The 24,963-nt window shown below is 70.8% G+C and carries 24 protein-coding genes, 1 pseudogene and 1 riboswitch; of the genes and pseudogenes, 6 read left to right on the forward strand and 19 right to left on the reverse strand.

The annotated features are described in order from the left end of the window. Positions 1 to 34: 34 nt before the first annotated feature. Positions 35 to 826 carry a class I SAM-dependent methyltransferase gene (locus tag AN216_RS19320; RefSeq protein ID WP_070197963.1) on the reverse strand — a complete coding sequence of 264 codons (792 nt, stop codon included), beginning with the start codon at positions 824 to 826 and terminating at the stop codon, positions 35 to 37. 183 nt (positions 827 to 1,009) lie between these two features. Continuing rightward, a complete protein-coding gene (locus AN216_RS29355) occupies positions 1,010 to 1,366 on the reverse strand; it encodes an iron chelate uptake ABC transporter family permease subunit (RefSeq protein WP_170843169.1) in 357 nt (118 codons plus the stop codon). 234 nt (positions 1,367 to 1,600) lie between these two features. Between AN216_RS29355 and AN216_RS29360 the strand changes: the two genes are divergently transcribed. Further along, positions 1,601 to 1,786 (forward strand): hypothetical protein, encoded by a 186-nt coding sequence (locus tag AN216_RS29360; protein WP_070197965.1) that lies wholly within the window; start codon positions 1,601 to 1,603, stop codon positions 1,784 to 1,786. A 296-nt stretch (positions 1,787 to 2,082) separates the two neighbouring features. Next, positions 2,083 to 2,976, forward strand: a complete 894-nt coding sequence (locus AN216_RS19335) for a GH25 family lysozyme (protein ID WP_070197966.1) — start codon at positions 2,083 to 2,085, stop codon at positions 2,974 to 2,976. 193 nt (positions 2,977 to 3,169) lie between these two features. Here the strand turns inward: AN216_RS19335 and AN216_RS19340 are convergent, their stop codons facing one another. After that, positions 3,170 to 3,358, reverse strand: coding sequence for a transposase (locus tag AN216_RS19340; protein WP_070197967.1), 189 nt, complete (start codon positions 3,356 to 3,358; stop codon positions 3,170 to 3,172). 69 nt (positions 3,359 to 3,427) lie between these two features. Here AN216_RS19340 and AN216_RS28725 point away from each other — a divergent pair, with 69 nt between their 5' ends. Next, positions 3,428 to 4,051 (forward strand): hypothetical protein, encoded by a 624-nt coding sequence (locus AN216_RS28725; RefSeq protein WP_139140957.1) that lies wholly within the window; start codon positions 3,428 to 3,430, stop codon positions 4,049 to 4,051. A 1,527-nt stretch (positions 4,052 to 5,578) separates the two neighbouring features. Here AN216_RS28725 and AN216_RS19345 read toward each other — a convergent pair. Further along, positions 5,579 to 6,985, reverse strand: coding sequence for a peptidase C39 family protein (locus AN216_RS19345; RefSeq protein WP_107402042.1), 1,407 nt, complete (start codon positions 6,983 to 6,985; stop codon positions 5,579 to 5,581). Positions 6,986 to 7,169: 184 nt separating this feature from the next. Here AN216_RS19345 and AN216_RS19350 point away from each other — a divergent pair, with 184 nt between their 5' ends. Continuing rightward, positions 7,170 to 7,787 carry a uridine kinase family protein gene (locus AN216_RS19350; protein ID WP_070197969.1) on the forward strand — a complete coding sequence of 206 codons (618 nt, stop codon included), beginning with the start codon at positions 7,170 to 7,172 and terminating at the stop codon, positions 7,785 to 7,787. Positions 7,788 to 8,215: 428 nt separating this feature from the next. Beyond that, positions 8,216 to 10,177 (forward strand): AAA family ATPase, encoded by a 1,962-nt coding sequence (locus AN216_RS19355; protein ID WP_070197990.1) that lies wholly within the window; start codon positions 8,216 to 8,218, stop codon positions 10,175 to 10,177. A gap of 29 nt (positions 10,178 to 10,206) precedes the next feature. Here the strand turns inward: AN216_RS19355 and AN216_RS19360 are convergent, their stop codons facing one another. The 8 genes from AN216_RS19360 to ribD all read right to left on the reverse strand — a co-directional run bounded on the left by AN216_RS19360 (position 10,207) and on the right by ribD (position 16,425). Continuing rightward, entirely contained in the window at positions 10,207 to 10,674 is a 468-nt protein-coding gene (locus tag AN216_RS19360) for a PH domain-containing protein (RefSeq protein ID WP_070197970.1), read from the reverse strand. Next, positions 10,662 to 11,510: an ATP phosphoribosyltransferase gene (gene hisG / locus AN216_RS19365; RefSeq protein WP_070197971.1), complete on the reverse strand. Its 849-nt coding sequence runs from the start codon at positions 11,508 to 11,510 to the stop codon at positions 10,662 to 10,664. Before hisG ends, AN216_RS19360 begins: the two co-directional genes overlap by 13 nt. Positions 11,511 to 11,659: 149 nt before the next feature. Further along, complete coding sequence (locus AN216_RS19370; protein WP_070197972.1) at positions 11,660 to 11,932, reverse strand: phosphoribosyl-ATP diphosphatase; 273 nt, start codon at positions 11,930 to 11,932, stop codon at positions 11,660 to 11,662. Between the two features lie 48 nt (positions 11,933 to 11,980). After that, the gene (ribH, locus tag AN216_RS19375; protein WP_070197973.1) at positions 11,981 to 12,472 is read right to left on the reverse strand and encodes a 6,7-dimethyl-8-ribityllumazine synthase; all 492 of its coding nucleotides are present in this window, start codon (positions 12,470 to 12,472) and stop codon (positions 11,981 to 11,983) included. Positions 12,473 to 12,558: 86 nt separating this feature from the next. Continuing rightward, the gene (locus AN216_RS19380; RefSeq protein WP_079166761.1) at positions 12,559 to 13,935 is read right to left on the reverse strand and encodes a bifunctional 3,4-dihydroxy-2-butanone-4-phosphate synthase/GTP cyclohydrolase II; all 1,377 of its coding nucleotides are present in this window, start codon (positions 13,933 to 13,935) and stop codon (positions 12,559 to 12,561) included. Further along, the gene (locus AN216_RS19385; protein WP_070197974.1) at positions 13,932 to 14,600 is read right to left on the reverse strand and encodes a nicotinamide mononucleotide transporter family protein; all 669 of its coding nucleotides are present in this window, start codon (positions 14,598 to 14,600) and stop codon (positions 13,932 to 13,934) included. The genes AN216_RS19380 and AN216_RS19385 overlap by 4 nt, the downstream gene beginning before the upstream one ends. Continuing rightward, positions 14,597 to 15,250: a riboflavin synthase gene (locus AN216_RS19390; RefSeq protein WP_070197975.1), complete on the reverse strand. Its 654-nt coding sequence runs from the start codon at positions 15,248 to 15,250 to the stop codon at positions 14,597 to 14,599. The genes AN216_RS19385 and AN216_RS19390 overlap by 4 nt, the downstream gene beginning before the upstream one ends. A gap of 53 nt (positions 15,251 to 15,303) precedes the next feature. Beyond that, positions 15,304 to 16,425, reverse strand: a complete 1,122-nt coding sequence (ribD, locus tag AN216_RS19395) for a bifunctional diaminohydroxyphosphoribosylaminopyrimidine deaminase/5-amino-6-(5-phosphoribosylamino)uracil reductase RibD (RefSeq protein ID WP_070197992.1) — start codon at positions 16,423 to 16,425, stop codon at positions 15,304 to 15,306. Positions 16,426 to 16,598: 173 nt separating this feature from the next. After that, positions 16,599 to 16,729: riboswitch (FMN riboswitch) on the reverse strand. 300 nt (positions 16,730 to 17,029) lie between these two features. Between ribD and AN216_RS19400 the strand changes: the two genes are divergently transcribed. Next, a complete protein-coding gene (locus tag AN216_RS19400) occupies positions 17,030 to 17,428 on the forward strand; it encodes a PGPGW domain-containing protein (RefSeq protein ID WP_070197976.1) in 399 nt (132 codons plus the stop codon). Positions 17,429 to 17,450: 22 nt separating this feature from the next. Here AN216_RS19400 and AN216_RS19405 read toward each other — a convergent pair whose 3' ends face one another. From AN216_RS19405 to AN216_RS19435, 7 genes and pseudogenes are all read right to left on the reverse strand, one after another. After that, positions 17,451 to 18,242 (reverse strand): carbon-nitrogen hydrolase family protein, encoded by a 792-nt coding sequence (locus AN216_RS19405; protein WP_070197977.1) that lies wholly within the window; start codon positions 18,240 to 18,242, stop codon positions 17,451 to 17,453. 153 nt (positions 18,243 to 18,395) lie between these two features. Continuing rightward, positions 18,396 to 19,859 (reverse strand): amino acid permease, encoded by a 1,464-nt coding sequence (locus AN216_RS19410; RefSeq protein WP_070197978.1) that lies wholly within the window; start codon positions 19,857 to 19,859, stop codon positions 18,396 to 18,398. Between the two features lie 369 nt (positions 19,860 to 20,228). Beyond that, positions 20,229 to 20,933, reverse strand: a complete 705-nt coding sequence (locus tag AN216_RS19415; RefSeq protein ID WP_070197979.1) for a class I SAM-dependent methyltransferase — start codon at positions 20,931 to 20,933, stop codon at positions 20,229 to 20,231. Between the two features lie 82 nt (positions 20,934 to 21,015). Next, the gene (locus tag AN216_RS19420; RefSeq protein WP_070197980.1) at positions 21,016 to 22,452 is read right to left on the reverse strand and encodes a GuaB1 family IMP dehydrogenase-related protein; all 1,437 of its coding nucleotides are present in this window, start codon (positions 22,450 to 22,452) and stop codon (positions 21,016 to 21,018) included. A gap of 218 nt (positions 22,453 to 22,670) precedes the next feature. Next, positions 22,671 to 23,678 carry a sugar-binding transcriptional regulator gene (locus AN216_RS19425; RefSeq protein WP_070197981.1) on the reverse strand — a complete coding sequence of 336 codons (1,008 nt, stop codon included), beginning with the start codon at positions 23,676 to 23,678 and terminating at the stop codon, positions 22,671 to 22,673. Positions 23,679 to 23,841: 163 nt separating this feature from the next. Next, a complete protein-coding gene (gene rpe, locus AN216_RS19430) occupies positions 23,842 to 24,507 on the reverse strand; it encodes a ribulose-phosphate 3-epimerase (RefSeq protein ID WP_070197982.1) in 666 nt (221 codons plus the stop codon). 100 nt (positions 24,508 to 24,607) lie between these two features. Beyond that, a pseudogene (locus AN216_RS19435) lies at positions 24,608 to 24,963 on the reverse strand (rRNA cytosine-C5-methyltransferase); the annotation flags it as partial.

Here is a 24,963-nt window from a genome sequence, read left to right on the forward strand (position 1 = left end):
GTGCGGGCAGGGAGTCGAAGCACCGACCGGCCGACTAACTCCTCCGGCCCACGAGCACGGAGACCGCGACGTCTTCGGTGAAGCACTGGTCCGGTGGCAGCGACCGGCGGACCTCCTCCGCGAACGACGGTCGAGCCTCCGGTTTTGGCAGCTCAGCAGCGGGGATCGCGGAATAGACTCCGCCGATGAGCTGGTCGAAGCTCAGCTGGTCGCTGTACTCGATCAGGGTCTCACGCACCCCTTCGAACCCGGCCGCCCGCAGCGCCTCCGCGTAGCGAAGCCGGTCGGCCGCGCCGGTGCCGCAGGACGCCTCGAGCTTCGTGCCGAAACGGTCTTCCAGGCAGGCTCGCAGGGCACGGGACCACTCGGTGTCCCGCAGCCACAGGGGCGCCCCGTTGGCAACCACCGCGATGCCTCCCGCAGGGCGGAGCAGTGGCGACAGCGCACGGAAGAGTTCTTCGTGCTCCATCCAGTGCAGCGCCTGTCCGATCACCACCATCGCCAACGACCGTTGCCCCAGCAGCTCACCGAGGGCCGGGACGTCGGTGTCGGCACCGAGGACCCATGTCGCGTTGCGCACGTCGTGTCTCGCGGCCGTGTCCCCGGCGAGCCGAAGCATGTCCGGCTCGGGGTCCATGCCGATGACCGAACCGACCCGGGACGCGAGCGGGACGGCCAACTGACCAGTGCCGCACCCGAGATCGAGCACGGTGTCGTCCGTGGTCAGCGCGAAGGTCTCCCGCAGTACGTCGAGGAGCTGAGGGGGATAGCCCCGACGGAACTTCGCGTAATACTCGGCGACATCACCGCTGAACCCCACAGTCATGGCGTTCATCCTGCCCGAATCGCCACGGGGAAGCCGGTTGCGGGCGCACGGATCGCTACCGGCTGAAACCGGATCCGGGGACCTGCCCGCTGGCGCGGTCGTGCGGCTGAATCCAGCCGATCACCGACGTGGCGCTGAGTCGGTCTCCACTATCGTGTCCCAGGTTGACGATGAGCGGGTACGTCAGGCCATTGACGGTGGGCCGGAGCGCGATCCGGGGGCCACCAGGGTGCGCAGGTCGTGGACGTTCTCCAGGTGCCGGTAGCGGCGCGCGCCCGCACGATCAAGAACGGGGCCGACCAGCAGCCGCACCATGTGCGGGACGACCAGGCCGACGAAACCGATCGAGCCGGCCAACGCGACCGCCGCGCCGACCACGAGGGCGGTGGCGAAGATGAGCAGGACGCGGGTGCGCTTGACGTGCAGGCCGACGTGATGTGCCTGACGTTCGCCGAGGGCGAGGACGTCCAGGACCTGGCCGGACCCAGCACCGTGACCACGCCGGTGACGTAGAGCGGCGGTCCGGCCACGAGAGTTCACCAGGAGGCCCGGTTGAGCGAGCCCATCGACCAGTACGTGAGGGACTCCAGCTCGGTGGTGTTGGCGCGTAGGTGAAGAATCCGTTGGCCGATCCGGCGATAGCGGTGATCGCGATGCCCACCAGCGGGGCCTTTGGGGCAAGACGCAGTCTTCGGCACCGACGCCACACGCGAGCCGGCCTACGCCGGTGACCCGGTCACCATAGTGGCGTGACCGGAGTACTACGGCCCGGATGTGCTGGGTGACCCGAATTTCTCGGTCAGTGCTTTCGTCGGGGCGGCGGCGTCCACGGGCGCGGACTTCCCCATCCGCGCCAGGACCCACAGCACCGCGCTCAAGCTGCCGATACTGCGCCGCCTGCCCGACAGCACGTTCCTCTCCCGGATCGGCGGGGTGGTCAGGCTTTACCAGGTGCACTGAGAGCTCGATACAACCTACTGAGCGTTGCCCACCCTGATTCCTGCTGGTCAGTGGTTGTGGCGTGAGCGCTGGAAACAACGCGCCTGATTCGGCCCGTAACCATCCGCCGCGTACGTCGGGCTGTCCCATCGCTCACCGTGAAGACGTTGAAAACCTGCACCGGAGAGGAGCGGTTTTCGCAGTTCAGACCAGTGACCAGTGGACTAGACCATGGGCGTTCGCACCTACTCCTATGCGTCGCCTCCGCGGTCTTGTATTTATGCCATGTATGCATCAAGTCCAACCAAGGAGCACGCATGCGCAGACACCCCCCACGTAGCGTCTATGCGCGTAGGAGCACCATCGCCGCGGGCGTCGTCGGGACGGCGATGGCTCTCACTCTCACTACCGTCGGAGCCTCCCACGCCGCCCCGGACGGCGAGGAGCGGGACGGTTACCGCCTCGGCGAGGGATACATGGGTATCAGTGCCGAGAAGGAGGCGACGGGTCAGGAACGTCGTCAGGTCACCCCGCGGGACACCAGCGGTGTGCAGGGCATCGACGTCTCGCACTACCAGGGCAACATCAACTGGGGCTCGGTCAAGAGCGACGGTGTTCAGTTCGCCTGGATCAAGGCCACCGAGGGCACCACGTACAAGGACCCGAAGTTCAGCGCCAACTACAGCGGTGCCCACAAGAACAAGGTCATCCGTGGCGCGTACCACTTCGCCCGTCCCGGTTCCTCGAGCGGCTCAGCGCAGGCCAACTTCTTCGCCGATAACGGCGGAGCCTGGTCAGCGGACAACCTCACGCTTCCCGGCGTACTGGACATCGAGAACGGTTCCAGCTCACAGTGCCACGGCCTGAGTCAGTCCGCGATGCGCGACTGGATCGCCGACTTCCACAGCACCTACAAGAAGCGGACCTCCCGTGACGTGGTCATCTACACCACGGCCGACTGGTGGAACAACTGCACGGGTGGCTGGAGCGGGATGAGCGACAAGGCGCCGCTGTGGGTCGCGCACTGGACCACCGGCAGCCCGACCATCCCGTCCGGCTTCCCGTTTTGGACGGTCTGGCAGTACACCGACAGCGGGAACATCGGCGGGATCAGTCCGGTGGACCGCAACAAGTTCAACGGTTCACGAGACAGGCTGCTGGCGCTGGCGAACAACACCTCCGCGGCCAAGCCCACGGTCGACGTGCGCTGACCGTATCGCACCACTTCTCTAGCCTCGATGTTTCGTGAGGGTCCTCGTCAGCTGTGCTGACGAGGACTTCTCGCTATCGGGGTCGGTTGCGGTGTCCGGACAGGCTGGTGACCCGACTGTCGTGCCGGGTGGACGCGGGGTTCCACTGCTCCGCTGGGTGCGGCTGCTCGTCGGGGCGGATCGTTTTGGCTGGTCAGCCGGGGTTGGGGAGGAGTTCGAGTCGGTCGTGGGCGGTGAGGAGGGTGTCCGTCCATGGCCAGTGATCGGCGAACCGCAGGAGGCGTTGCCGCCCGCTGTGGGTGAGCCGTGCGGCTGCGGAGAACAGCCGCAGCCGGAGCTTTTTGAACTCCCAGCGGCGACTCTCGCCGGCCAGGGCGAGCATGGCTTCTAGGAAATTCCGGCACTCCCCAGCCGGGATGTCGGCACGGCCGGAGGCGGATCGCCTGACGTGATGAATGCGAGTCGGCAACTGCCGGTCCCCAACACGCTGCTGCGCTGGGTAGACCGCGTCGACCTCGCCTCATACCGCGCGGACGACCACTCGTGCCCACTGGTCCACATACCCGACGCGGCCACCACCCTCGTGTGGCGGACTATCACCGACGGCTCCAACGCCCTGCTCGTCGTAGGCCCACGCACCCGCGCCGCCTACTACGACAGCAAGGACATCCCTGCGTGCGCCCGGTTCCCGCTCGCACCAGGCGCCGCCCGCGCGCTCCTCGGCACGCCCATCGACGAGTTGACTGATCACGTCGTGCCACTCAGCGAACTCTGGGGACCGCCCGGCGTCCGGCTCGCCGACCAGCTCACCGGGCTCGCCTCCAGGCCGATGACCGCCGTCAAACACATGGAAGCGGCTCTGTCGGCCCGCGCCGCGCGACCCAGGACAGCACAACAGCGAACCTGGTCCGCCAAGCGTCAATCAAGCTGTCGCCGACGGACGGCCACCCACATCGACGAATCAGCGAGGCGGCACGACACCTGGGCGTCAGCGAACGGCACCTACGCAATGACTTCACCACAACCGTTGGCATCCCGCCGAAACAATTCGCCCGGCTCATCCGGATCCGAATGATCCTCCCCAGGCTGCGCCGCGACCCATAGGCACGTCTCGCCAACAACGTCGGCTACTACGACCAGTCACACATGACTGCCTAGTTCCGAGCGGTCATGCACGAGACGCCAACCGCATTCGCCGCCGGGCGACTGCCCACTGTTCCGTGCTGAGCCACCCAACCCGCGCCGTCTGCCACACCCTCAACTGCGAAGAGCCGGCATGGACACCTTCGACAAGAAGTGCGACTGCAACAAGCGCCCCCTCTTCGCGCCCCCACTCACGTTCACAAATCATTACCTGACCCTGAGTCAAGGATGCAGTACAAGGGGTCGAGCTGGACGCTTTTTGGCCTGCCTTTCAGCCGAGCCGCCTGGGGGGAGTCGAACCCCCGACCTACGCATCACGAGATCGACAAGGACCGTGCTGGACGGTGTTACACGGTGATCCGTGGTGACCCTTTCGCAGGTCAGAGCACACGCTTCAGTCCACTGTGTACGCCCCGTCTTACACCATCCAAAGGCATCCGCGCTCCCCTTGCGCTCCCCTGCTTTCCGCCGGCAATACCCCGACCCTGCCCAGCAATCCGGAAGCGGGGCTTGTCAGATTCGAACAATCCAGCCGGAACATCAGCGAGGTGCTGACCGAACGCATGAAGGTGAAATACAAGGAGACAAGGAGACCGCCCGTGGCGGCCTCGCGGTGAACGTCATCGAGTGCTGAGAGTGTCCCCTCACCGGGTGACTCGCCTCTTTCAGCCCTGTCACGGACTTACCCTTCTGTACGGGCGAAAGTCCTTGAAAAATCCTTGAGATGTCCCCGCAGACCCAGCCGGTCACGTGCGCGGTTGGTCGCCGCTCTGGGGATTCACCTCCCGACCGCGCGTTTGGCGGGTCTGTAAAACGAACGGGTCTGTTCTGTAGTCGATAGTGACGGGGTGTGTGGTCAGTCGGCCTCGACACGGCCCTGGTTGATGTATCGGACGCGCCCTGGCCCAGGCCATGGGCCCTCGGATAGAACCGGCGATCTGGCTCATGGCATGCGACGGACTCCGCATCGGGAAGCTCTCGGAGTGTTCCCCGAGGACTACGGAGACGGCACGTCGCGAATGCGCCGGCAGGTAGTTCGCTACAAGGGTGACGACGGAACATACCTAGCGCGATAGGCACCCTTGAGAAACCGCCAGGAAGGCGAATGGCGCGACATTCCCGTCCCGGAATCCATTGCGATGCTGCGCCAGCACCGCCCGGTACTCAATCAGAACGGCGAGAGACGTACCCCGGCCTCGTTCGTAGATCACGGGATCGGGGCCATCAAGCGGCTCGGATTGCGGGAACACGCACCGCATGACCTACCAGACCAATGGACGACGGTGACCTGACGAGGGGTGCCTCCGCACGAGGCTTTCCGACAACTCGGACACCACTCCTTCAAGATCACCGTCGACCGATTCGGGCATCTGACGACCCAGGAGGGTCAGTACCACCGTGCCGTCGATGGAGGGACAGGCATTCGACGGATTCCTGCCAACCACCTCTGACGCTTTCGCTACATGATCCCCATCTCCTGGAGAACCCTGCGCTGAGTTGGTGCTGGCTCGGCCGGGAAGAAGACGTAACAGACGCCTCCCGTCGCTCCCTTGACCTCGCCCTTCTCGTCCTTCCGCTTGGTGCGGAGCCAGATGTTCTCGAACTGCCGGCGCTTGTAGACGTGTCGGACCGACGGGTTGTCCGGCGACGCCGGGTCGTTGGCGACGACGTCGCCGTCCTCGGTGAAGCCGATCACGGTCATCAGGTGGCCCGCCGTGCCGTATCCGGCGCCGTCCAGTTCGGACTCGATGAACGACTGGGAGGTGATCACCGGAATGCCGGCGGCCACCAGTCGCTCCGCGTCCAGAAGCGATCCGCAGCGGGTCACCACCGCCTGCATGTCCTCGTACGTGGCGGCGTACGCCGTGTTGAAGGGCCAGTTGCCGCAGCCCTCGTACTGGTAGTCGTAGGTGAACCGTGCGGCGTGGCAGACCTGTGGGTCCTGGTAGTCCGGGTTCACCCACTCGAGGTCCTCCGGCGTGGGCTTGCGACCCCAGTACTCGATGATCATCTGCGCGGAGGTGGGGCTGCACCACGCCTCTCCCCCGCCGTCGTACTCCGGGTACTCGCCCTCGTGGATGTTCTGCGAGTAGCGCGGGACCTTCAGCTCCTTCCCGGCGCCCTCTCCCGGTTCGGAGGCGGGGACCTCGAAGCGGTCCTCCACGTCCGAGGACATCGCGCCGACCCGCCGGACGGTGGGTGTGGCGGAGCCGCCCGGCGCGCGATACAGCGTCACGCGCAACTCGTACGAGGACAGCCGCAGTCCGCTGTCCAGGTCGTCGATCACGAAGGTGTCCACGGAGACGCTGCTCTTGCCGTCCGACTGGTCCGCGACCGAGGTGCGGCGCGGCACGTCCTTCCCGTCTCCCGCGGTCCAGATGCCGAGGGTGTACCAGGGGCTGTCGGTGCCATCGGAGTAGCGGCCGCGCAGCTCGACGCGGATCCAGGTGCCCGCCGGGGTGTGCGCGTTCCAGGAGGCGATCGCCTCGCCCGCCGGCGTACGCACGTCGTGCCGCGGGCTGGTCCAGCGCGCGTACTCCCAGGTGGCGGTCTTGCCCGTGTGCGGGTCGGCGTACTCGAACTCGCCGACGGGCTTGCCGATGACGATGCCGGCGCGGGCGTCGTCGGCGGCGCCGGTCCCCTCGTGGCTGCCCCCGCGCCAGTCCTTCCGGGTGCTCCACCCCTGGTACTCGATGGTGTCGTCCTTCCTCGGCTGGTTCGGCCCACGTCGAGGGCTGTTCGGGTCGCTGGAAGCGCCCGCGGGGGCGGTGGTGCCGGCGGCCGCGGTGGCGGTGGTGCCGGCGGCGGCTGCGGCGGCGAGCGCGGCGGCCAGCACGCTGCGGCGGCTGGCTGGTCTGTTGGTCATTCTGGTGGAGCCCCCAGTCGGTCGCTGGTCGAATCGGTACGGGACAACTGCGCTCAACTATTGCCCGTGAGGGGGTGTTCAGACCAGAGACCCGCGTCCCTGGCGTGGCCCCACGGCCCACCGATATTGGCCGCACCATTGGCGGCCGCGGGAGGCCGGCCGCGGCGGACCGTAGGCTGCCCGTATGTGTGGGGTGCTTGACCTGGTGGAACTCGCCTCCCGGCTGGGTCGGCTGGAGGCTCGCTGCGGACCGGTGCGTCTGGTGGCCGTGGACGGTCACGCCGGGTCCGGAAAGTCGACATTCGCTGCTCGGCTGGCGGAGGAGCTGGACGCCGCGCCCGTGCTGCATCTGGACGACCTCGCCAGCCATGACGCCCTCTTCGAGTGGACGGCACGCTTCCGGACGGTCGTCGCCGAGCCACTGTCCGAGGGGAGGACGGCGCACTTCCGCGGCTACGACTGGCGGCACCGCGCGTTCCTCCGGGCGAGTGCGCTGCCACCGCGCCCCGTGGTCCTCGTCGAGGGAGTGGGCGCCGGACGCCGGGCGCTGCGGCCCTGGCTGTCGGCGGTGTTGTGGATGGACCTTCCACGCGGTACGTCCTGGGAGCGCGGCATGCGGCGGGACGGTCCGGAGCAGGCGGCGTTCTGGACAAGGTGGCGGCGTGCGGAGACCCGCCACTTCACGGTCGATCCCTCTCGGCCGTACGCGCACTTCCTCGTACGGGAGCACGGTGTCGGATGGGTGATTCGGGACGGCCCGGCGGGAGGATTCTGGGGCCCCGGACATCCTCACTCTGGGTGAAGTTCGGGTGTCCGCCATATGATCGGGCAGCTCGCTCCAAGGACGGCCTTGACCGGGGCCCGCTCAGCAATTACTTTCTCAATACACGGCCTGTACAGGTCGCCTCTGATCGCGAAGCCCCTGGTTGTTCCCCCGTGACCGGGGGCTTCGTTCTGCCCCCGGGAGCGGGACGCGCGCGGTACGTCATTACCGTCGGTGATTGTAGCTCCTGTCCGACTCGCCCCCACCACTGTCGGTGCCCTCTGCCGCACTCTTCGATTACGCCAGTGTGCGCAGGTACGATGCTTGAGGGCGCGGCAGGACCGGTCGCTCGGCAGTGTGAGCGCCAACTCCCGCCCGTGGTATGGCTTTTCGTTCGAGGCGCGCCGTCGGCGTGCTGGACGGCCGGCCGAAGGGAGCAGCCGGGGAGGATCGCCGTGGGGGACATGATGGACGTCGGTGGGCGGGACGCTCGTGACCTGCCCGCCCCGGCCGACCTCGCCTGGCTACGGGGCGTGGACGCGTACACGGTGGGGGCGTACGGCCGGGCCGAGGAGGAGTTCCGTACGGCCGTGCGCTTCGACCCGGGAATGGCCGACGGTTGGTTGGGGCTGCACGCCCTGCGGGCGGACACGAACACAGCACTGCTGCGCATGTACGAACACCGCGGCCGGTTCACCGAACAGCGGAGGCGGCACGGCCGCCACCTCAACTCCTGGTACTGGCTGGGCTGGTGGGTGCAGCCGGTGCTGGAGACCCGGCGCGACCTGCTGCTCGCGCACGCCTCGCACTGGCTGGACGGCCAGCATGTCGCCCAGCTGGATCAGGCGCTGGCTGAGTGCGCGCCGGTGGAGACCGATCCGCAGGCCCGCTTCCTGCACGCCTGCCGGGCGTATCTGGCGAAGGACTGGGACCGGCTGGTGCGGCACACCGAGGCCCTGGTCGACGATCCGCTGCTGGGCATCGAGGCGGGCCTGTTCGCCGGCATGGCCCGCGTACGGCTGGAGATGTACGCACAGGCCGAGCCGCTGCTGACCACCTCGCTGATGCGCTGCCGCAGCGAGCAGCCGCAACGTAAGGAGTTGCGGTACTGGCTCGCCCGGTCCCGGGAGGGCACCGGGCGCAGCGCGGCGGCGTTGCCGTTGTACCGGGCCGTGCACCACGTCGACCCGGCCTTCATGGATACCGCGGCCCGGCTGGCCGCGATCGCGGACACCGACGGGCCGGGGGACGTGTGGAGTGTCACGGCGGCGATGAGCACCGGGGCGGGCGGCGGCCAGGAGCCGCTGGACAACGGGATCGACCTCGGTACGGACCCGGCCGGACCTCCGGAGGCCACCGGGACGGCCGACCCGGTGGGGCCGGACCCGGAGCCCTGCCTGGGCGGGGACCCGCTGCGGCTGGATGACCCCGGCGACCCGACGCAGCCGTCGCGGATGGGGACCGGGCCGACGCGGGACCGTTCCGTGCTCTTCCCGTACGGCCAGGGGGAGTCGGGCCGGCTGCCCGAGGGCCCGTCTGATCCGCTGCTGTTGGCTCAGGCGCTGGACGAGCTGGAACGAATGGTGGGCCTGGAGCCCGTGAAGCGTCAGGTGCGGGCGGTGTCGGCGCAGTTGCACATGGCGCGGCTGCGTGCCGGCCAGGGGCTGCCGGTCCAGCCGCCCAAGCGGCACTTCGTCTTCTCCGGGCCGTCTGGGACGGGGAAGACGACGGTGGCCCGCATCCTGGGCCGAGCCTTCTACGCGCTCGGCCTGCTGGGTGGCGATCACCTCGTGGAGGCCCAACGGGCCGACCTGGTTGGGGAGTTCCTCGGACAGACCGCGGTCAAGGCGAACGAGCTGATCGACTCCGCGCTGGGCGGGGTGCTGTTCGTGGACGAGGCGTACGCGCTGTCCAACTCCGGCTACAGCAAGGGCGACGCGTACGGCGACGAGGCGCTGCAGGTGCTGCTCAAACGGGCGGAGGACAACCGCGACCGGTTGGTGGTGATCCTTGCGGGCTACCCGGCGGGCATGGACCGCCTGCTCGCCGCCAATCCGGGGCTGGGCTCGCGGTTCACCACCAGGGTGGACTTCCCCAGCTACCGCCCAGCGGAACTGACCGCCATCGGCGAGGTGCTGGCGGCGGAGAACGGCGATGTGTGGGACGAGGAGTCGCTGGAGGAGCTGCACAGCGTCGGCGAGCACGTCGTCGAGCAGGAGTGGATCGACGAGCTGGGCAACGGCCGGTTCCTGCGCACGCTCTACGAGAAGACCTGTGCCTACCGCGATCTGCGCCTGTCCGGTTCCTCCGGGCAGCCCACCCGGGACGACCTGGCGACGCTACGACTGCCCGACCTCATGCAGGCGTACGGCGAGGTGCTGTCCGGGCACGGTCCGCGGCACCGGCCACCGGAGCCGCCGCTGCTGTGAGCGCCAGCGGCCAAGCGGCCCCGCTGTCGCTACGCCCGCTCGGTGCCGCGCTCCTCGACCAGCCCGCGCAACGCCCGGGCGTCGGCGATCGCGCGCTGCCTGGCCATGCCGGGCTGGATGCCCATCGCCGGCAGGCTGGTGCCGTCGGAGAGGTCGAGGTAGACCCACGGGTCTCCGGGACGCAGGTTCACGCGGATGATCTCGGCCCACTCGAGGCGGCGTCGGCTGGTCAGGTTAACGACCGTGACCCCGCTGGCGTCGGCGCTGACCCGCGGTCGGCTGAGCAGCACCAGCACCCCCAGGAACAGCGCGGCGGTGAAGACGAAACTGGTCCGCTCCCCCGGGTTCAGGCTGTCCAGGGTCACCGCGATCCAGGTGATCACGGCGAACGCCAGCGCCCCGACGCTGAGGAGTACGACGCGGGTGGCGGTGGGTCGGAAGGTGACGGGGAGTGCGGGCGGCTGGGGCACGGGTGGTCCGCTTCTCAGAGGCGGCATGCGTGGATGCCGGTGGTCAGGATGGCGCGCGCGCCCAGCTCGTAGAGGTCGTCCATGATCCGCTGGGCCTCGTCCGTGCGCACCATGGAGCGTACGGCTACCCAGCCCTTGTCGTGCAGCGGGGAGATCGTGGGCGACTCCAGCCCGGGGGTGAGGGCGACCGCTGCCTCGAGCCGTTCGGCGCGGATGTCGTAGTCCATCATGACGTACTGTCTGGCCACCAGGACGCCCTGCATGCGCCGGAGGAACTGACCGATCTTGGGGCCCTCGGCGCTGGCCCCGGTGCTGCGGATCACCACGGCCTCGGAGTGCAGCACGGGCGCGCTGATGATCTCCAGACCGGCGTTGCGGAGAGTGGTGCCGGTCTCCACCACGTCCGCGATGATCTCCGCCACGCCCAGTTGGATGGCGGTCTCGACGGCGCCGTCCAGCTCCACCACGGAGGCGTCGACCTGCTGGTCGGACAGGTGCGTGCGGACCAGCCCGGGGAAGGAGGTCGCCACCGTCATGCCCCCGAACTCGCTGACGTCCTTCGCGGTGCCGGGGCGGGTGGCGTAGCGCAGGGTGGAGCCGGCGAAGCCCAACTGCATGATCTCCTCGGCCCCTGCGCCCGAGTCCAGCAGCAGGTCCCGCCCGGTGATGCCGAGGTCCAGCTTGCCGGAGCCGACGTACACGGCGATGTCGCGCGGGCGGAGGAAGAAGAACTCGACGTCGTTCTCGCTGTCCGCGAGCACCAGTTCGCGACGGTCCTTGCGCTGGCGGTAACCGGCCTCATGGAGCATGGCCGACGCAGGCTCGGACAGTGAACCCTTGTTAGGGACGGCGATGCGCAGCATGAACGGTTCCTTCGGGTACGGGGCGCGCGGCGCGCGCGGGAGGTGCTGGACGGGGCGGCGACGCTGCCGCTCGCGGGGGCGGTCCGTTCGCCCGGTCCGGCCGTCGGTACGGCCGGGAGTGCGGACCGGCAGGCGGATCGGGGGACGGCTCAGAGATGAGCGTATACGTCGTCCGGGGAGATGCCGCGGGCGACCATCATGACCTGCAGGTGGTAGAGGAGCTGGGAGATCTCTTCGGCGGTACGGTCCGCGTCCTCGTGCTCAGCGGCCATCCACACCTCGGCCGCCTCCTCGACGACCTTCTTGCCGATCGTGTGCACGCCCTGGGCGACCAGCTCAGCGGTTCGGGAGCTGCCCGGGTCGCCCGTGGCCGCCTTCCGCCGTAGTTCCTCGTAGAGCTCGTCGAATGTCTTGTTCGCCATGGTTCTGCCACTCTACGTGCTGGGGCGGGCGGGTCGACGACCGGCCGGTCACTGGCCCCGTCCGGGGACGCCGGCGGTCAGCAGCGCGCTCGCGGTGGCGAGCGCGGCGGTCGCGACCTCGTGACCCTTGTCCTCCCGGGAATGCGGCAGTCCGGCTCGGTCGAGGGCCTGTTCCTCCGTGTCACAGGTGAGCACGCCGAAGCCCACGGGTACGCCGCTGTCCGTGGCGACCCGGGTCAATCCCTGGGTGACCCCCTGGCAGACGTAGTCGAAGTGTGGGGTGCCGCCCCGGATCACCACGCCCAGCGCGATCACCGCCGCACAGTCCCGGTCGACCAGCGTCCTGGCGGCCACGGGCAGTTCGAAGCTGCCGGGCACCCGGAGCACCGTGGGGTGCGCCACCCCGTGTTGTCCGAGTGCGCGCAGCGCACCCTCGAGGAGCGCGTCCATCACCTGTCGGTGCCACTGGGCGGCGACCACCCCCACCCGCATGCCGGCGCAGTTCGGCACGGTCACCTCGGGGGCTCCCTGACCACTCATGTCCTGTCCCTCTTCCGCTGGTTCGGTGCTGCGGTTCTGCGGTGTTGCGGTTGCGTACGGGGCCGGTGCCCGCCACGGGGTCGGCCCTACTCCCCGTGCGCGGCGACGTCACTGTCCAACCAGGGCAGGTCGTGGCCCATCCGGTCCCGTTTGGTGCGCAGGTAGCGGATGTTGTGTTCGCCGACCCGGGTGGGCAGCGGCTCCCGTCCGGTGACCCGCAGCCCGTGCTCGCGCAGGGCGGCGGTCTTCGCCGGATTGTTCGTCAGCAGCCGGAGGGAGCGCACGCCCAGGTCGCCGAGCATCTGCGCCGCGGCGCGGTAGTCGCGTGCGTCCGCCGGCAGGCCGAGTGCGAGATTGGCGTCCAGGGTGTCGTGCCCGTCCTCCTGGAGTTCGTACGCCCGCAGCTTGGAGAGCAGGCCGATGCCGCGCCCCTCGTGCCCCCGCAGGTACAGCACCACCCCACGGCCCTCGGCCTGGACCCGCTCCAGGGACGCCTGGAGCTGCGGGCCGCAGTCGCAGCGGCGGGACTCGAGGATGTCACCCGTGAGGCACTCGGAGTGGACCCGTACGAGGACGTCCTCGCCGCTCGTCCCGGCGTCCCCGGCGTACGTCCCGTCACCGGCCCCCGGATCGCCGACGACCAGGGCGATGTGCTCCACCCCGTCCGTGCTGGAGCGGTATCCGTAGGCGCGGAAGTCGCCGTACCGGGTGGGCAGTCGGGTGGCGGCCTCACGTCGGACGGCGGGCTCCTTCGCTTCCCGGTACGCCACCAGGTCCGCGATGGAGATGACCGCCAGGCCGTGTTTCCGGGCGAACGGGAGGAGTTGCGGCAGTCGCATCATGCTGCCCCGCTCGTCCGCGATCTCCACGATGGCCGCGGCCGGCCGCAGCCCCGCCAGCCGGGCCAGGTCCACGCCCGCCTCGGTGTGTCCGCGCCGCGCCAGGACGCCGCCGGCGTCGGCCCGCAACGGGAAGACGTGTCCCGGACGTACGAAGTCCGCCGGCTCCGACGTCGGGTCCGCGAGCAACCGGATGGTGGTGGCCCGGTCGCCCGCGGAGATGCCGGTGCCCACGCCGTGCGCCGGGGTCGCGTCCACGGACACCGTGAACGCCGTACGCTGCGACTCGGCGTTGTGCTCGACCATCTGGGGCAGCGCGAGCCGTTCGGTCTCGGTGCCCTCGAGCGGCACGCAGACCAGTCCACGGCACTCGCTCATCATGAAGCCGACGAGCTCCGGTGTGACCTTCTGCGCCGCGACGACGAGGTCACCCTCGTTCTCGCGGTCCGCGTCGTCGACGACCACCACCGGCCGCCCCGCGGCGATGTCGGACACCGCGCGTTCCACCGGGTCCAGGGCGAGGGCGTCCGCGGCCTCGGGACCCTCAGGACCCTCGGACGCCGACGCGCCGAGGGCGCTGAGCGGCGCTTGTCCGTCCTCCCGTGAACTGCGCAGCGCGGTCATACGGCGGCTCCTTCCGATACGGCGTGCGGCTGCCGCTGGGCCGGCCGGCCGCGGGAACGCAGCCACCAGTCCCGCAGTCCCCACAGAACGAGGGCGAGGTAGACGACGTAGACCAGGCCGGAGAACGCCAGGCCGCTGCCGAACGCCAGCGGGACGCCGACGAGGTCGACCAGCAGCCAGGCGAACCAGAACTCCACCAGGCCACGGGCCTGCGCGACCATCGCGGCGAGCGTGCCCACGAAGATGTACGCGTCCGGCCACGGGTTCCAGGAGAGCGTGGGCAGCAGCGTGAACAACGTCCCGGTGGCGAGGGTGCCCACGGCCGTGCCGGCCACCAGCGCGCCACGCTCGCGCCCGGTGGCGAAGCGTACGGCGACGGTGCCGTCGCTGGTCTGCCGCCGACCGCGGTGCCACTGCTGCCAGCCCCACGCGGCCACCAGGATCACCAGCAGTTGCTTCCCGACGCCGCCGGCCAGTTGGGCGGAGGCGTAGGCGCTGATCAGGACCAGCCCGGACAGCAACTGCACGGGCCAGGTGAGCAGCGAGCGGCGCCAGCCCAGTGCGAGGGCGATCAGGCCGAGGACGTTGCCGAGCATGTCGGACCACAGGACGTGCTGACCGAGGACCGCGAACGCCTCTTCGCCGAGCCAGTCGAGACCGGTCACCGGGGGGCCTCCTCGGTGGTCGTGCGCGTCGCTTCCGCGATGCCCACCCGGTCTCCGCCCAGCAGCCGTTCGACGTACTTGGCCAGGATGTCGACCTCGAGGTTCAGCGGGCGCCCCGGCTCGGTGGTGCCGAGGGTGGTGTGCGCGAGCGTGGTGGGGATGAGGCTGACCGTGAAGTGGTCATCGCCGGCGTCGACCACCGTCAACGAGACGCCGTCGACGGTGACGGAGCCCTTCTCCACCACGTAGCGGGCCAGCGACGGGCTCAGGGTGATCCGTACGAGGTCCCAGTGCGCACCGGGGGTACGTTCGGCCAGCGTACCGACGCCGTCGACATGACCCTGCACGAGGTGTCCGCCCAGGCGCCCGCCGAGCGCCATGGGGCGTTCGAGGTTCACCCGGGAGCCCGCGTCCAACCCGCCCAGTGCCGTACGCCGCAGGGTCTCGGCCATCACGTCTGCGGTGAACTCGCCCGTGGCGAGGCCCTCCTGAGAGTCCGCGACGGTGAGGCAGACGCCGTTGACGGCGATCGAGTCACCCGGTCGTACGTCCGAGGTGACCAGTGGTCCGCGTACCCGCAGGCGCGCGGAGTCGCCCTGCTGTCGTACGTCGAGGACCTCCCCGAGCTCCTCGACGATTCCGGTGAACATGGCCTCGGCTCTCCTTGGTGGTGTCGGGTCGGCGTGCTGGACGGACGGGCGGGTCAGGTGGTGCGGGTTCCGACGGGACGACGCACGGCGGTGTGGCTTCCGGCGGTCCGGCTCGCGGCGGCGGGGCTTTCGGGTACGCCCGTCACCCGTAGATCCGCCCCCAGACGTGCGGTCTCGGTCACCGACAGCCTCAACGCCTGCGTGAGGGTGCCGATTCCGGCGTCGGCCAGCGCTGCCGGGCCGGCGCCCAGCAGCACCGGCGCCAGATAGGCGACCACCCGATCCACCAGGCCCGCCGCCAGGAAGGCGCCGGCGAGCCGGGGGCCGCCCTCCAGCAGCACGGCGCGTACGTCGCGCGCGTACAACTCCTCGAGCAGCGGGGCGAGTCGCAGCCCGGTCGCGGCACGCGGCAGTCGGACGACCTGGGTGGTTTCCGGGAGTTGACGGGTGTCGGCGTCCTCGGACACGGCGAGCAGCGTCGGGGCCGTGTCGTCCAGCACCCGGGCGTCCGGCGGGGTACGCGCCCAGGTGTCGCACACCACCCGCAGCGGCTGGACGGCGCCCTCGACCCCGCGGACCGCGAGGTGCGGGTCGTCGGCCCGCCGGGTGCCGGAGCCCACCACCACCGCGTCCGCCTCGACACGCAACCGGTGCACGTCGGCGCGGGACTCGGCGGAGGTGATCCAGCGGCTGGAGCCGTCGGCGGCGGCGCTGCGACCGTCCAGCGTGGCCGCGTACTTCCAGGTGACGTGGGGCCGGCCACGGTTGACCGCGGTCAGCCAGGCGGTGTTGCCGGCGGTGGCCTCCTCGGCGAGGAGACCGACCTCGGTGTCCACACCGGCGGCCCGCAGGACCGCCGCTCCGCCCCGGGCGAGGGGATCGGGGTCACCGACCGCGTACACCACACGGCGGACGCCGGCCTCGACGAGAGCGGTGGCGCAGGGGGCGGTACGGCCGGTGTGGGCGCACGGTTCCAGGGTGACGAGGGCGGTGCCGCCCCGGGCGTGCTCCCCCGCCTCGGACAGCGCGTGGGCCTCCGCGTGCGGCCCGCCGGCGCGCTGGTGCCAGCCCTCGCCGACGACTGCGCCGTCCCGGTCCAGCAGGACACATCCGACGACGGGATTGGGACTGGTGGCACCCAGGCCGCGGGCGGCCAGGTCGATGGCTCGGCGCATCGCGGCCCGTTCGACGGGCGCCGCTGCTGGTGCGACCACCGGGTCCTCCTGCCTCTTCGGGCACGGACTCCGGGGCGTGTGAACGATCGACGGGCACGGGACCGGGGTACGTACGACAGGGAGCCCTCCCTGAGGGAGACCCGCTCCGCGCGGTGCGTATCCGATCTCGGCCGCCGCGCACTGCCTCCCATCCGGACTTTCACCGTCGGTCCAGGAATCTCACCTGGTCAACCGGCCGCTGGCTGCGGTCGGGTCGCGGACTGTAACCGCCGGTTCGGACTTTCACCGACCCCGGAGTGCGCTGACGTCACTGATACGCCCACCAGTCTGCCACGGAAACCGGGGCCCGCACTCGCGGCTCTCTGTGGATCAGGTCACAACGCTCCGCGAGCTTCCCGACCTCCTCTCCGCACGTTCGGACCGTACCTCCGGGGCGGCGAACGGGCGCGCGACGACGCTGAGCCGCTGAGTCGCACGACCGACTACCGTGGACCCGAACACCCGAACACCCGAACACCCGAACACACCGGAAGCCAGGTGATCCGGAACCGGACGCCCGGAGCACCGGAGACCCGAGAAGCCAGCGACACGGACAGGGGCCCAGGTGGCAGCGGAACATCCGGTCAAGCGGATCGCCCTCATCGTGGTGGGCGGCGCGCTCGTCGCGGTGGGCGCCGCCCTGCTCGTCCTCCCCGGCCCCGGGCTGTTGCTCGTCTTCGCCGGGGTGGTGCTGCTCGCCCGCGCGGTGCCGGCGCTGTCCCGCCATGTGGAACCGGTACGGGCTCGGGCCATGCGGGCCGCCGAGGAGAGCGTGTCCTCTGGCTGGCGGATCGCCGGTTCGGTGCTCGTCGGTCTCACGCTGGTCAGCGCGGGTGTCGTGTGGGGCCTCTGTCCCGGGCTGCCGTTCGCCGGCTGGGCCACCGGGACCAGCCTGGTGCTCTCCGGGGTGGTGCTGTTCGCCCTGCTCGGGTGGAGCCATCGGCGTCTTCGCGCCACCCGTTGATCGGCCGTTGTTCGGCCGTTGATCAGCCGTACAACTCGGGCCGCCGGTCGGCGAGGTAGGGGTTCCGCCGCCGGGACGCCGCGAGCGATTCTGGGTCGACGTCCGCGATCAGCAGGTCCTCGCCGGTGCCCGCGCGAGCGCGTACGGTCCCGTCTGGCGCGGCGAGGCAGCTGAGTCCGGCGAAGACGGTGTCCCCTTCCGTTCCGCAGCGGTTGGCGTAGCCGATGTAGAGCTGGCTCTCCCAGGCGCGGGTGGGCACGACCGTGTGGGCGACGCTCTCGTACGGGCGCATCAGTGCCGTCGGGACCAGCAGCAGGTCGGTACCGGCGAGCGCGTGCGCCCGTACGGCCTCGGGGAACTCGACGTCGTAGCAGATCAGCAGACCCACGGTGAGGTCAGTGCCCGGCGGCCGGGCCCGCACGACGAGGGTGTCGCCTGGAGTGAAGTGCGCGGTCTCGTAGGCGCCGTAGAGGTGTGTCTTACGGTAGTTGGCGCGGTGGCCGTCCGGGGTGACCAACTGGACGGAGTTGTACGTCCGTCCGCCGGCCCGCTCCGGATAGCCGTAACCGACGCTCAGGCCCCGGCTGCTGGCGATCTTGGCGACAGCCTCGGCGCCGGGCCCCTCCGCGGGCTCGGCGAGTCCGGGCAACGCGTCGCCGAGGGCGTATCCGCTGAGGAACAACTCGGAGGCGAGCAACACGCGTGCCCCGGCGTCAGCGGAGCGGCCGGCGGCCTCGTCGAGCGCGGCGAGGTTGTGCGCCACGTCCCCCGGACGTCCGGAACTCTGCAGCAGCGCGACACGCGGCGATGGCATGGCGGTCCTTCGGGAGGCGTGGCGGGGACGAGCCTCACCGTACGGTCGGGCGCGACATCCGGACAAGCGGCCACCGCCGTCGGCGGCGCACCGGCAACGGCGCCCCGAACAACGGCGCACCGAGCCCGCGTACGGCCGTTGCGGCGTGGGCCGTCACCGGTCCGCCCCGGCCAGGCGGGAGCGGCGCATCCCGTACGCGAAGTAAACCGCCAGCCCGACCGCCATCCAACTGGCGAACACCACCCAGGTGATCCGGTCCAGGCTGCCCATCATCCACAGGCACAGGCAGAGGCCGATGGCGGGGAAGAGCGGAGCGAGCGGCACCCGGAAGGAGCGGCGCATCCCGGGCCGGGTGCGCCGCAGCACCAGCACCGCCACGTTCACCAGGGCGAAGGCGAACAGGGTGCCGATGCTGGTCGCGTCGGCGAGCCGGCCGAGGGGCACGGCCGCCGCCAGCACGCCGCAGAAGACCGACACCAGCAGCGTGTTGGCGCGCGGGGTGCCGGTGCGCGGATGGACCCGGGAGAAGACCCGGGGCACCAGGCCGTCCCGGGACATGGCGAAGAGGATGCGGGTCTGCCCGTAGAGCACGGTGAGCACGACACTGGCGATGGCCACGACGGCGCCGAAGGCGAGGATGGTCGCCCAGAAGCCCTGCCCGGTCACCTCCTGCATGATGCCGGCCAGGGTGGCCTCGGAGCCCTCGAAGTCCCGCCAGGGCAGCGCGCCGACGGCGGCCACCGCGACCAGACAGTAGAGCGCGGTGACGATCACCAGTGAGAGCAGGATGGCGCGTGGCAGGTCGCGCTGTGCGTCGCGGGCCTCCTCACCGGCGGTGGAGGCGGCGTCGAAGCCGATGTACGAGAAGAAGAGCGTGGCCCCCGCGGCGCTGACCCCGGCCATGCCCAGCGGCATGAACGGTTCGTAGTTCCCCGCCCGAACCCCGGTGAAGGCGACGACGCAGAAGAGCCCCAGGGCGGCGATCTTCACCACCACCATCACCGCGTTCGCCCGGGCGCTCTCCCGGGCGCCGCCGAGCAGGAACGCCATGGCGAGCAGCACGACGAGCAGCGCGGGCAGGTTGAAGACACCGCCTTCGCCGGGTGGCGCGGCGAGTTGTTCCGGGATACCGACACCCAGGGTGCCCTCGATCAGCTCGCCCAGGTACGCGCCCCAGCCCACCGCGACGGCGGATACGGACACGCCGTACTCCAGGATCAGGCACCAGCCGCACACCCAGGCGACCAGTTCGCCGAGGGTGGCGTACGTGTAGGAGTAGGACGAGCCCGCGACGGGGATGGTGCCGGCCAGTTCGGCGTAGGAGAGCGCGGAGAAGAGGGCCGTGAGGCCGGCGATCACGAACGACAGGATGACGGCGGGCCCGGCGTCCGGCACGGCTTCGCCGAGCACGACGAAGATTCCGGTGCCGAGCGTGGCGCCGACGCTGATCATCGTGAGCTGCCACAGCCCGAGCGACCGCCGCAGCGCGCCACCCGCGCCCTGCCCGCCCTCGGCGACCAGCTGTTCGACGGGCTTGCGCCGCGTCAGTCGCGATCCGGTCGCCGCGGTCGGCGCTCCGGGCGGTACTGGGGGCGGCGCTTCACCCTGGTCCGGCACGGGCGGGCTCCTCGCGTTTGGTGCTGTCCGGCGGCTCGGGACTGCACCGGCCCGTGCCGGACGGACGCCGCCGCTCGGTGGGACCGCGAGCAGACGGTCCCCGCCACACTCCACGTACAGCGCCGCAGCTTACGAGGTCGCGGGCGTGCTGGTCACACCGGCCGCCGGGCCGCACCGGCCGCCCCCAGGCGCGTCGTTTGGATCTCCGTGGATCAGGGAGCGGACTCTGGTGTTGCGGTCTCCCCAGGCCAGAGGCCCAGGGGACGAGAGCGCAGCGGCACCGCGTGTGGAGACGACAGCGCAGCGGATGTGTGTGCCAGGCGAGCGCCGTCGGAGTGATCCCCGCAGCCGGTCCGAACGGCACTGGGTCTAGGCCGGCACCGCCCGGAGCCAGGTGTGGTCCTCGGTGAGCCAGCGCTCCAGGGCAAGGCCGACGGCGGCCAGCGCCTCGGTCAGCTCCTCCTCGGGGAGGTAGCGGGAGAGGAAGGTGTGGCTCCACTCGCCGTCCGCGGTGGTGTACTCCATCCGTACCCGCTTGGTCGCGCCGCCCTCCGCGAGCTGTTCCCGGGAGCCCAGCCGGACGGTCGTCCCGTCCTCCCGGGTGCGCTCCCAGCCCGCGGTCGCCGTCGCGTGCCACCCGTTCTCGCACTCGACCAGGACGCATCCGTCGGCGGCGACATGCCGCGCGCAGGCGCGCAGGATCTGGTGCCGCAGTTCGTCGTCGGCGGTGTTCACGAGGAAGGAGGCGAGCAGCACGGCATCGAAGCGTTCCTCCAGCGTGAGTGCCTCGATGGTGGAGTGGATCGTACGAGTCTCTCGGACGCAGGCCAGCATCTCCGGGGACTCGTCGACCGCGGTGACCCGGAAGCCACGCGCCAACAGCGGCCGAGTGACCCGGCCGGCGCCCGCTCCCAGTTCCAGGAGGGTGGCGCCGGCCGGCAGGGCCGCCTCGACGATCCCGGGTCCGGGGCCGACGGGGAGCCGCTGGTACAGCTCGACGGAACAACCGTCCGGGGTGAAAGCGCCCGGTCCGGTGCCGTGGTGCTGTGTCGCGCGCAGTGTCGAATCGCTCATCCGCCCATCCCAGCACCCGCGAGGTGTGCTCGTATCCCGAACGGCATGATCCGCACGAGCGGCACGTTCGCACCGCCGGTGGTCACCAACTCGCGTGCAGTGGCTGCCCCTCGGCGTAACCGGCGGCGCTCTGGACGCCGACGACCGCCTGCTCGGCGAACTCTCGGAGGCTGCTCGCACCGGCGTACGTACAGGAAGAGCGCAGGCCGGCGATGATCGAGTCGATCACGTCCTCCACCCCGGGCCGCAGCGGGTCCACGAACATCCGGCTGGTGGAGATCCCCTCCTCGAAGAGTCCCTTGCGGGCACGGTCGTACGCCGCCTCCTCGCTCGTACGGTTACGCACCGCACGGGCTGAGGCCATCCCGAAGGACTCCTTGTAGTACCTGCCGTCGGTGGACTGCTGAAGATCGCCCGGTGACTCCAGGGTGCCGGCGAACCAGGAGCCGATCATGACGTTCGACGCCCCGGCCGCCAGCGCCATGGCGACGTCCCGGGGGTGGCGTACACCGCCGTCGGCCCAGACGTGCCGGCCGTGCCGGGCGGCCTCCGCCGCGCACTCCAGCACCGCGGAGAACTGCGGGCGCCCGACCCCGGTCATCATGCGGGTGGTGCACATCGCTCCCGGTCCGACGCCGACCTTGACGATGTCGGCGCCGGCCGCGAGCAGGTCGCGTACGCCCTCGGCGGAGACCACGTTTCCCGCGACCAGCGGCACCCCCGGGTCCAGCGCGCGCACCGCCTCGAGCACCTCGATCATCCGCTCCTGGTGGCCATGCGCGGTGTCCACCACGAGGGTGTCCACCCCGGCCTCCAGAAGCGCCTTGGCCTTGCTGGCGACATCGCCGTTGATGCCGAGCGCGGCGGCCACGCGCAGCCCGCCGGCCGCGTCCGTGGCCGGGGTGTACAGCGTGGCGCGCAGCGCGCCCTTGCGGGTGAGGAGGCCCACCAGCCGACCGTCCGCGTCCACCGCCGGGGCGACCTTGCGGTGTGCGGCGTCCAGTCGGTTGAACGCCTCTCGTGGGTCGATGTCCGCGTCCAGCAGGAACACGTCGCGGGACATCACCTCCGACAGCTGCGTGAACCGATCGACCCCCGTCAGGTCCGCCTCGGTGACCACGCCGACCGGCCGGCCGTCCCGTACCACCACTCCCGCGCCGTGCGCCCGCTTGGGCAGCAGGGAGAGGGCGTCGGCGGCGGTCTGGCCGGGGGCCAGCGTGATGGGAGTGTCCAGGACGAGGTGCCGGCGCTTGACCCAGCTGACCACCTCGGCGACGACCTCGCCGGGGATGTCCTGCGGGAGTACGACCAGACCGCCACGACGCGCGACCGTCTCGGCCATCCGGCGACCGGCGATCGCGGTCATGTTCGCGACGACGAGCGGGATGGTGGTGCCCGTCCCGTCGGGCGCGGACAGGTCCACTTCCTGTCGGGAGCCCACGGCCGAACGACGGGGCACCATGAAGACGTCGTCGTAGGTCAGGTCGTGCGCGGGCAACTGGTCATTGAGGAATCGCATACTGGCTCTCTCACCTGCGGATCTGGGGACTGGCGGCGGTGGGAGTCGGCGCTGGACCGGCGGCCGGTGGGCTGTCCGGGGCTGAGGTTCCTGGGCCCATCCTCCATGATGCGCCCCGCGGATCGGGGACCGGGTCCCGCCCCGGAGGAAGGCCCTACTCGCCCGGGCCTCCTCGGCGAGGCCGCCGGGAGAGTACGTGCCGGACCAGCGTACGCGGCTCAGCCGCCGTCCGGGTCCGCGCGCTCCAGCGCCGGTCGGGGCGCCGGCCTGGCACCCAGCAACAGTTGGTCGGCCGCCGCGGTGTCGGTGACCAGGCTGGTCACCAGGCCCGAGCGGAGCACCGCGTCGATCGCCGCCGCCTTGCGCTGGCCGCCCGCGATGGCGACCACCTCGGGCACCCGACGCAGCCGGTCGGCCTCCACCGTGATGCACCGCTCGCCCAGGTCCCGGCCGATCCGACGGCCCTCGGCGTCGAAGAGGTGCGCGGACATCTCGGCCGCGACGCCGAGGGAGGAGTAGTGGTCCCGCTCCTCGTCGCTCAGCATGTCGTGCACGGTGGAGATGCCCGGCTCCCACGAGCCGATGGACACGGCGGCGACGGTGACCTTGTCGAAGTACTCGAAGGCACGGGCGATCCCGGTCTGGTTGCGCAGGGTCGCGGCCGTCGCCGAGTCCGGCAGCAGCATCGGCGCGTACAACGGGTGCGCCTCTCCGCCGGCGATCTCGGCCGCGCGACGCACCGCCTCGACGGAGCCGCGGTCGGCGGTGCCCGCGTCGTACACGCCGGTGAGCTGGACGACGGTGCAGGGCGGCAGTTGACGCAGCGCGGCGGCCATGTGCGTGGTGGAGCGGCCCCACGCGAGACCGAGCACGTCGCCGTCGGTGACCAGCTCGCCCAGCAGGCCGGCGGCCACCTCGCCGAGGTTCTCCGGGTCGGCCGCGGCCTCGTCCACCGCCACCGCCTCGGCCGGGGACGTCGGCGACTCGACGACCACCGCGTGGCGCAGGCCGTACCGGGCACGCAGCGCGTCGGAGCGGTCGGCGTCCAGTTCGGCGGGCACCCGGATCTCGATGCGTACGAGGTCCCGCTCCAGCGCCGTCTCCAGCACCCGGGCCACCTTGAACCGGCTGACGCCGAACTCGTCCGCGATCTGGATCTTCGACTTGCCCTCGAGGTAGAACCGGCGGGCCATCGCCGCCGCCTGCATCAGCTCGGCGGGTCCCATTCTCGTGGCTCGACCCGTCGACACCGCATTCACCTCACTGTTGAGCACGTCGTTTCGTCGTCCGTACGCCTTTGCGCCGCCCGTTCATCCTCGCAGATTCGCGGCGGCCCTGACCTGATCCATGCACAGTGCACCCAACGGAGCCACTCCGTTGGGGCCGGCGCTATCCGGCCGCCGCCCGCTCGGCCTGGGCGCGCAGTGCCGCGACCGCCGCCGCCGGGTCCTCGGCGCCGTACACCGCGGAGCCCGCGACGAAGACGTCCGCGCCCGCCTCGGCGCACCGCTCGATGGTCGAGGCGGAGACGCCGCCATCCACCTGCAGGCCCATCCGCAGACCGTGCCGGTCGATCAGCTGCCGGGCCCGACGGATCTTGGGCAGCATGATGTCCAGGAACTCCTGCCCCCCGAAGCCCGGTTCCACCGTCATCACCAGCAGCATGTCCAGCTCCGGGAACAGGTCCGCGTAGCTCTCCACCGGTGTCCCGGGCTTCAGCGCCAGACAGGCCCGCGCCCCCTGCGCCCGGATCTCCCTGGCCAGCCGCACCGGCGCCGCCGCGGCCTCGGCGTGGAAGGTGACCGAGCCCGCGCCCGCCTCGACGTACGTCGGTGCCCAGCGGTCCGGGTCCTCGATCATGAGATGGCAGTCGAGCGGCGTCTCGACCGCGCGGGCGAGCGACTCGACCACGGGGAGGCCGAGCGTGAGGTTGGGGACGAAGTGGTTGTCCATCACGTCGACATGCAGCCAGTCCGCCCCGGTCACCGCCGCGGCCTCGTCGGCGAGTCGGGAGAAGTCGGCGGCCAGGATGCTGGGGTTGATCTGGGCGGGCATGGCTCCACAGTATGCCGTGCGTCACCACCGGTCGCCGGCGGGGCCGTTGACCGGCGGCCTTCCCGGCCGCCGGGAAGGACACCGTACGGCCCGCGGCGGGTCAGCCCGTACGGCGCAGCAGCGCGAGGTACATCGCGTCCGTGCCGTGCCGGTGCGGCCACAACTGTACGTCCGGGCCCTCCCCCAGTGCCGGCAGGTCCGGCAGCAGGGGCCGGGCGTCGATCAACTCGGCGCCGCCCCCGGGGAAGCGGCGCAGGACGTCGTCGACGACCGCGCGGGTCTCGGCGAGGTGCGGGGAGCAGGTGACGTAGCCAACCACGCCGCCCACTCGGGCGGCCGTCAACGCCTCTCGCAGCAGCGCCCGTTGCAGTGGCGCGAACCGCGCCAGGTCCTCCGGGCGGCGGCGCCAGCGTGCCTCGGGACGCCGCCGCAGCGCGCCGAGGCCGGTGCAGGGCA

The sequence above is a fragment of the Streptomyces oceani genome (assembly GCF_001751245.1).
Lineage (GTDB): Bacteria > Actinomycetota > Actinomycetes > Streptomycetales > Streptomycetaceae > Streptomyces > Streptomyces oceani.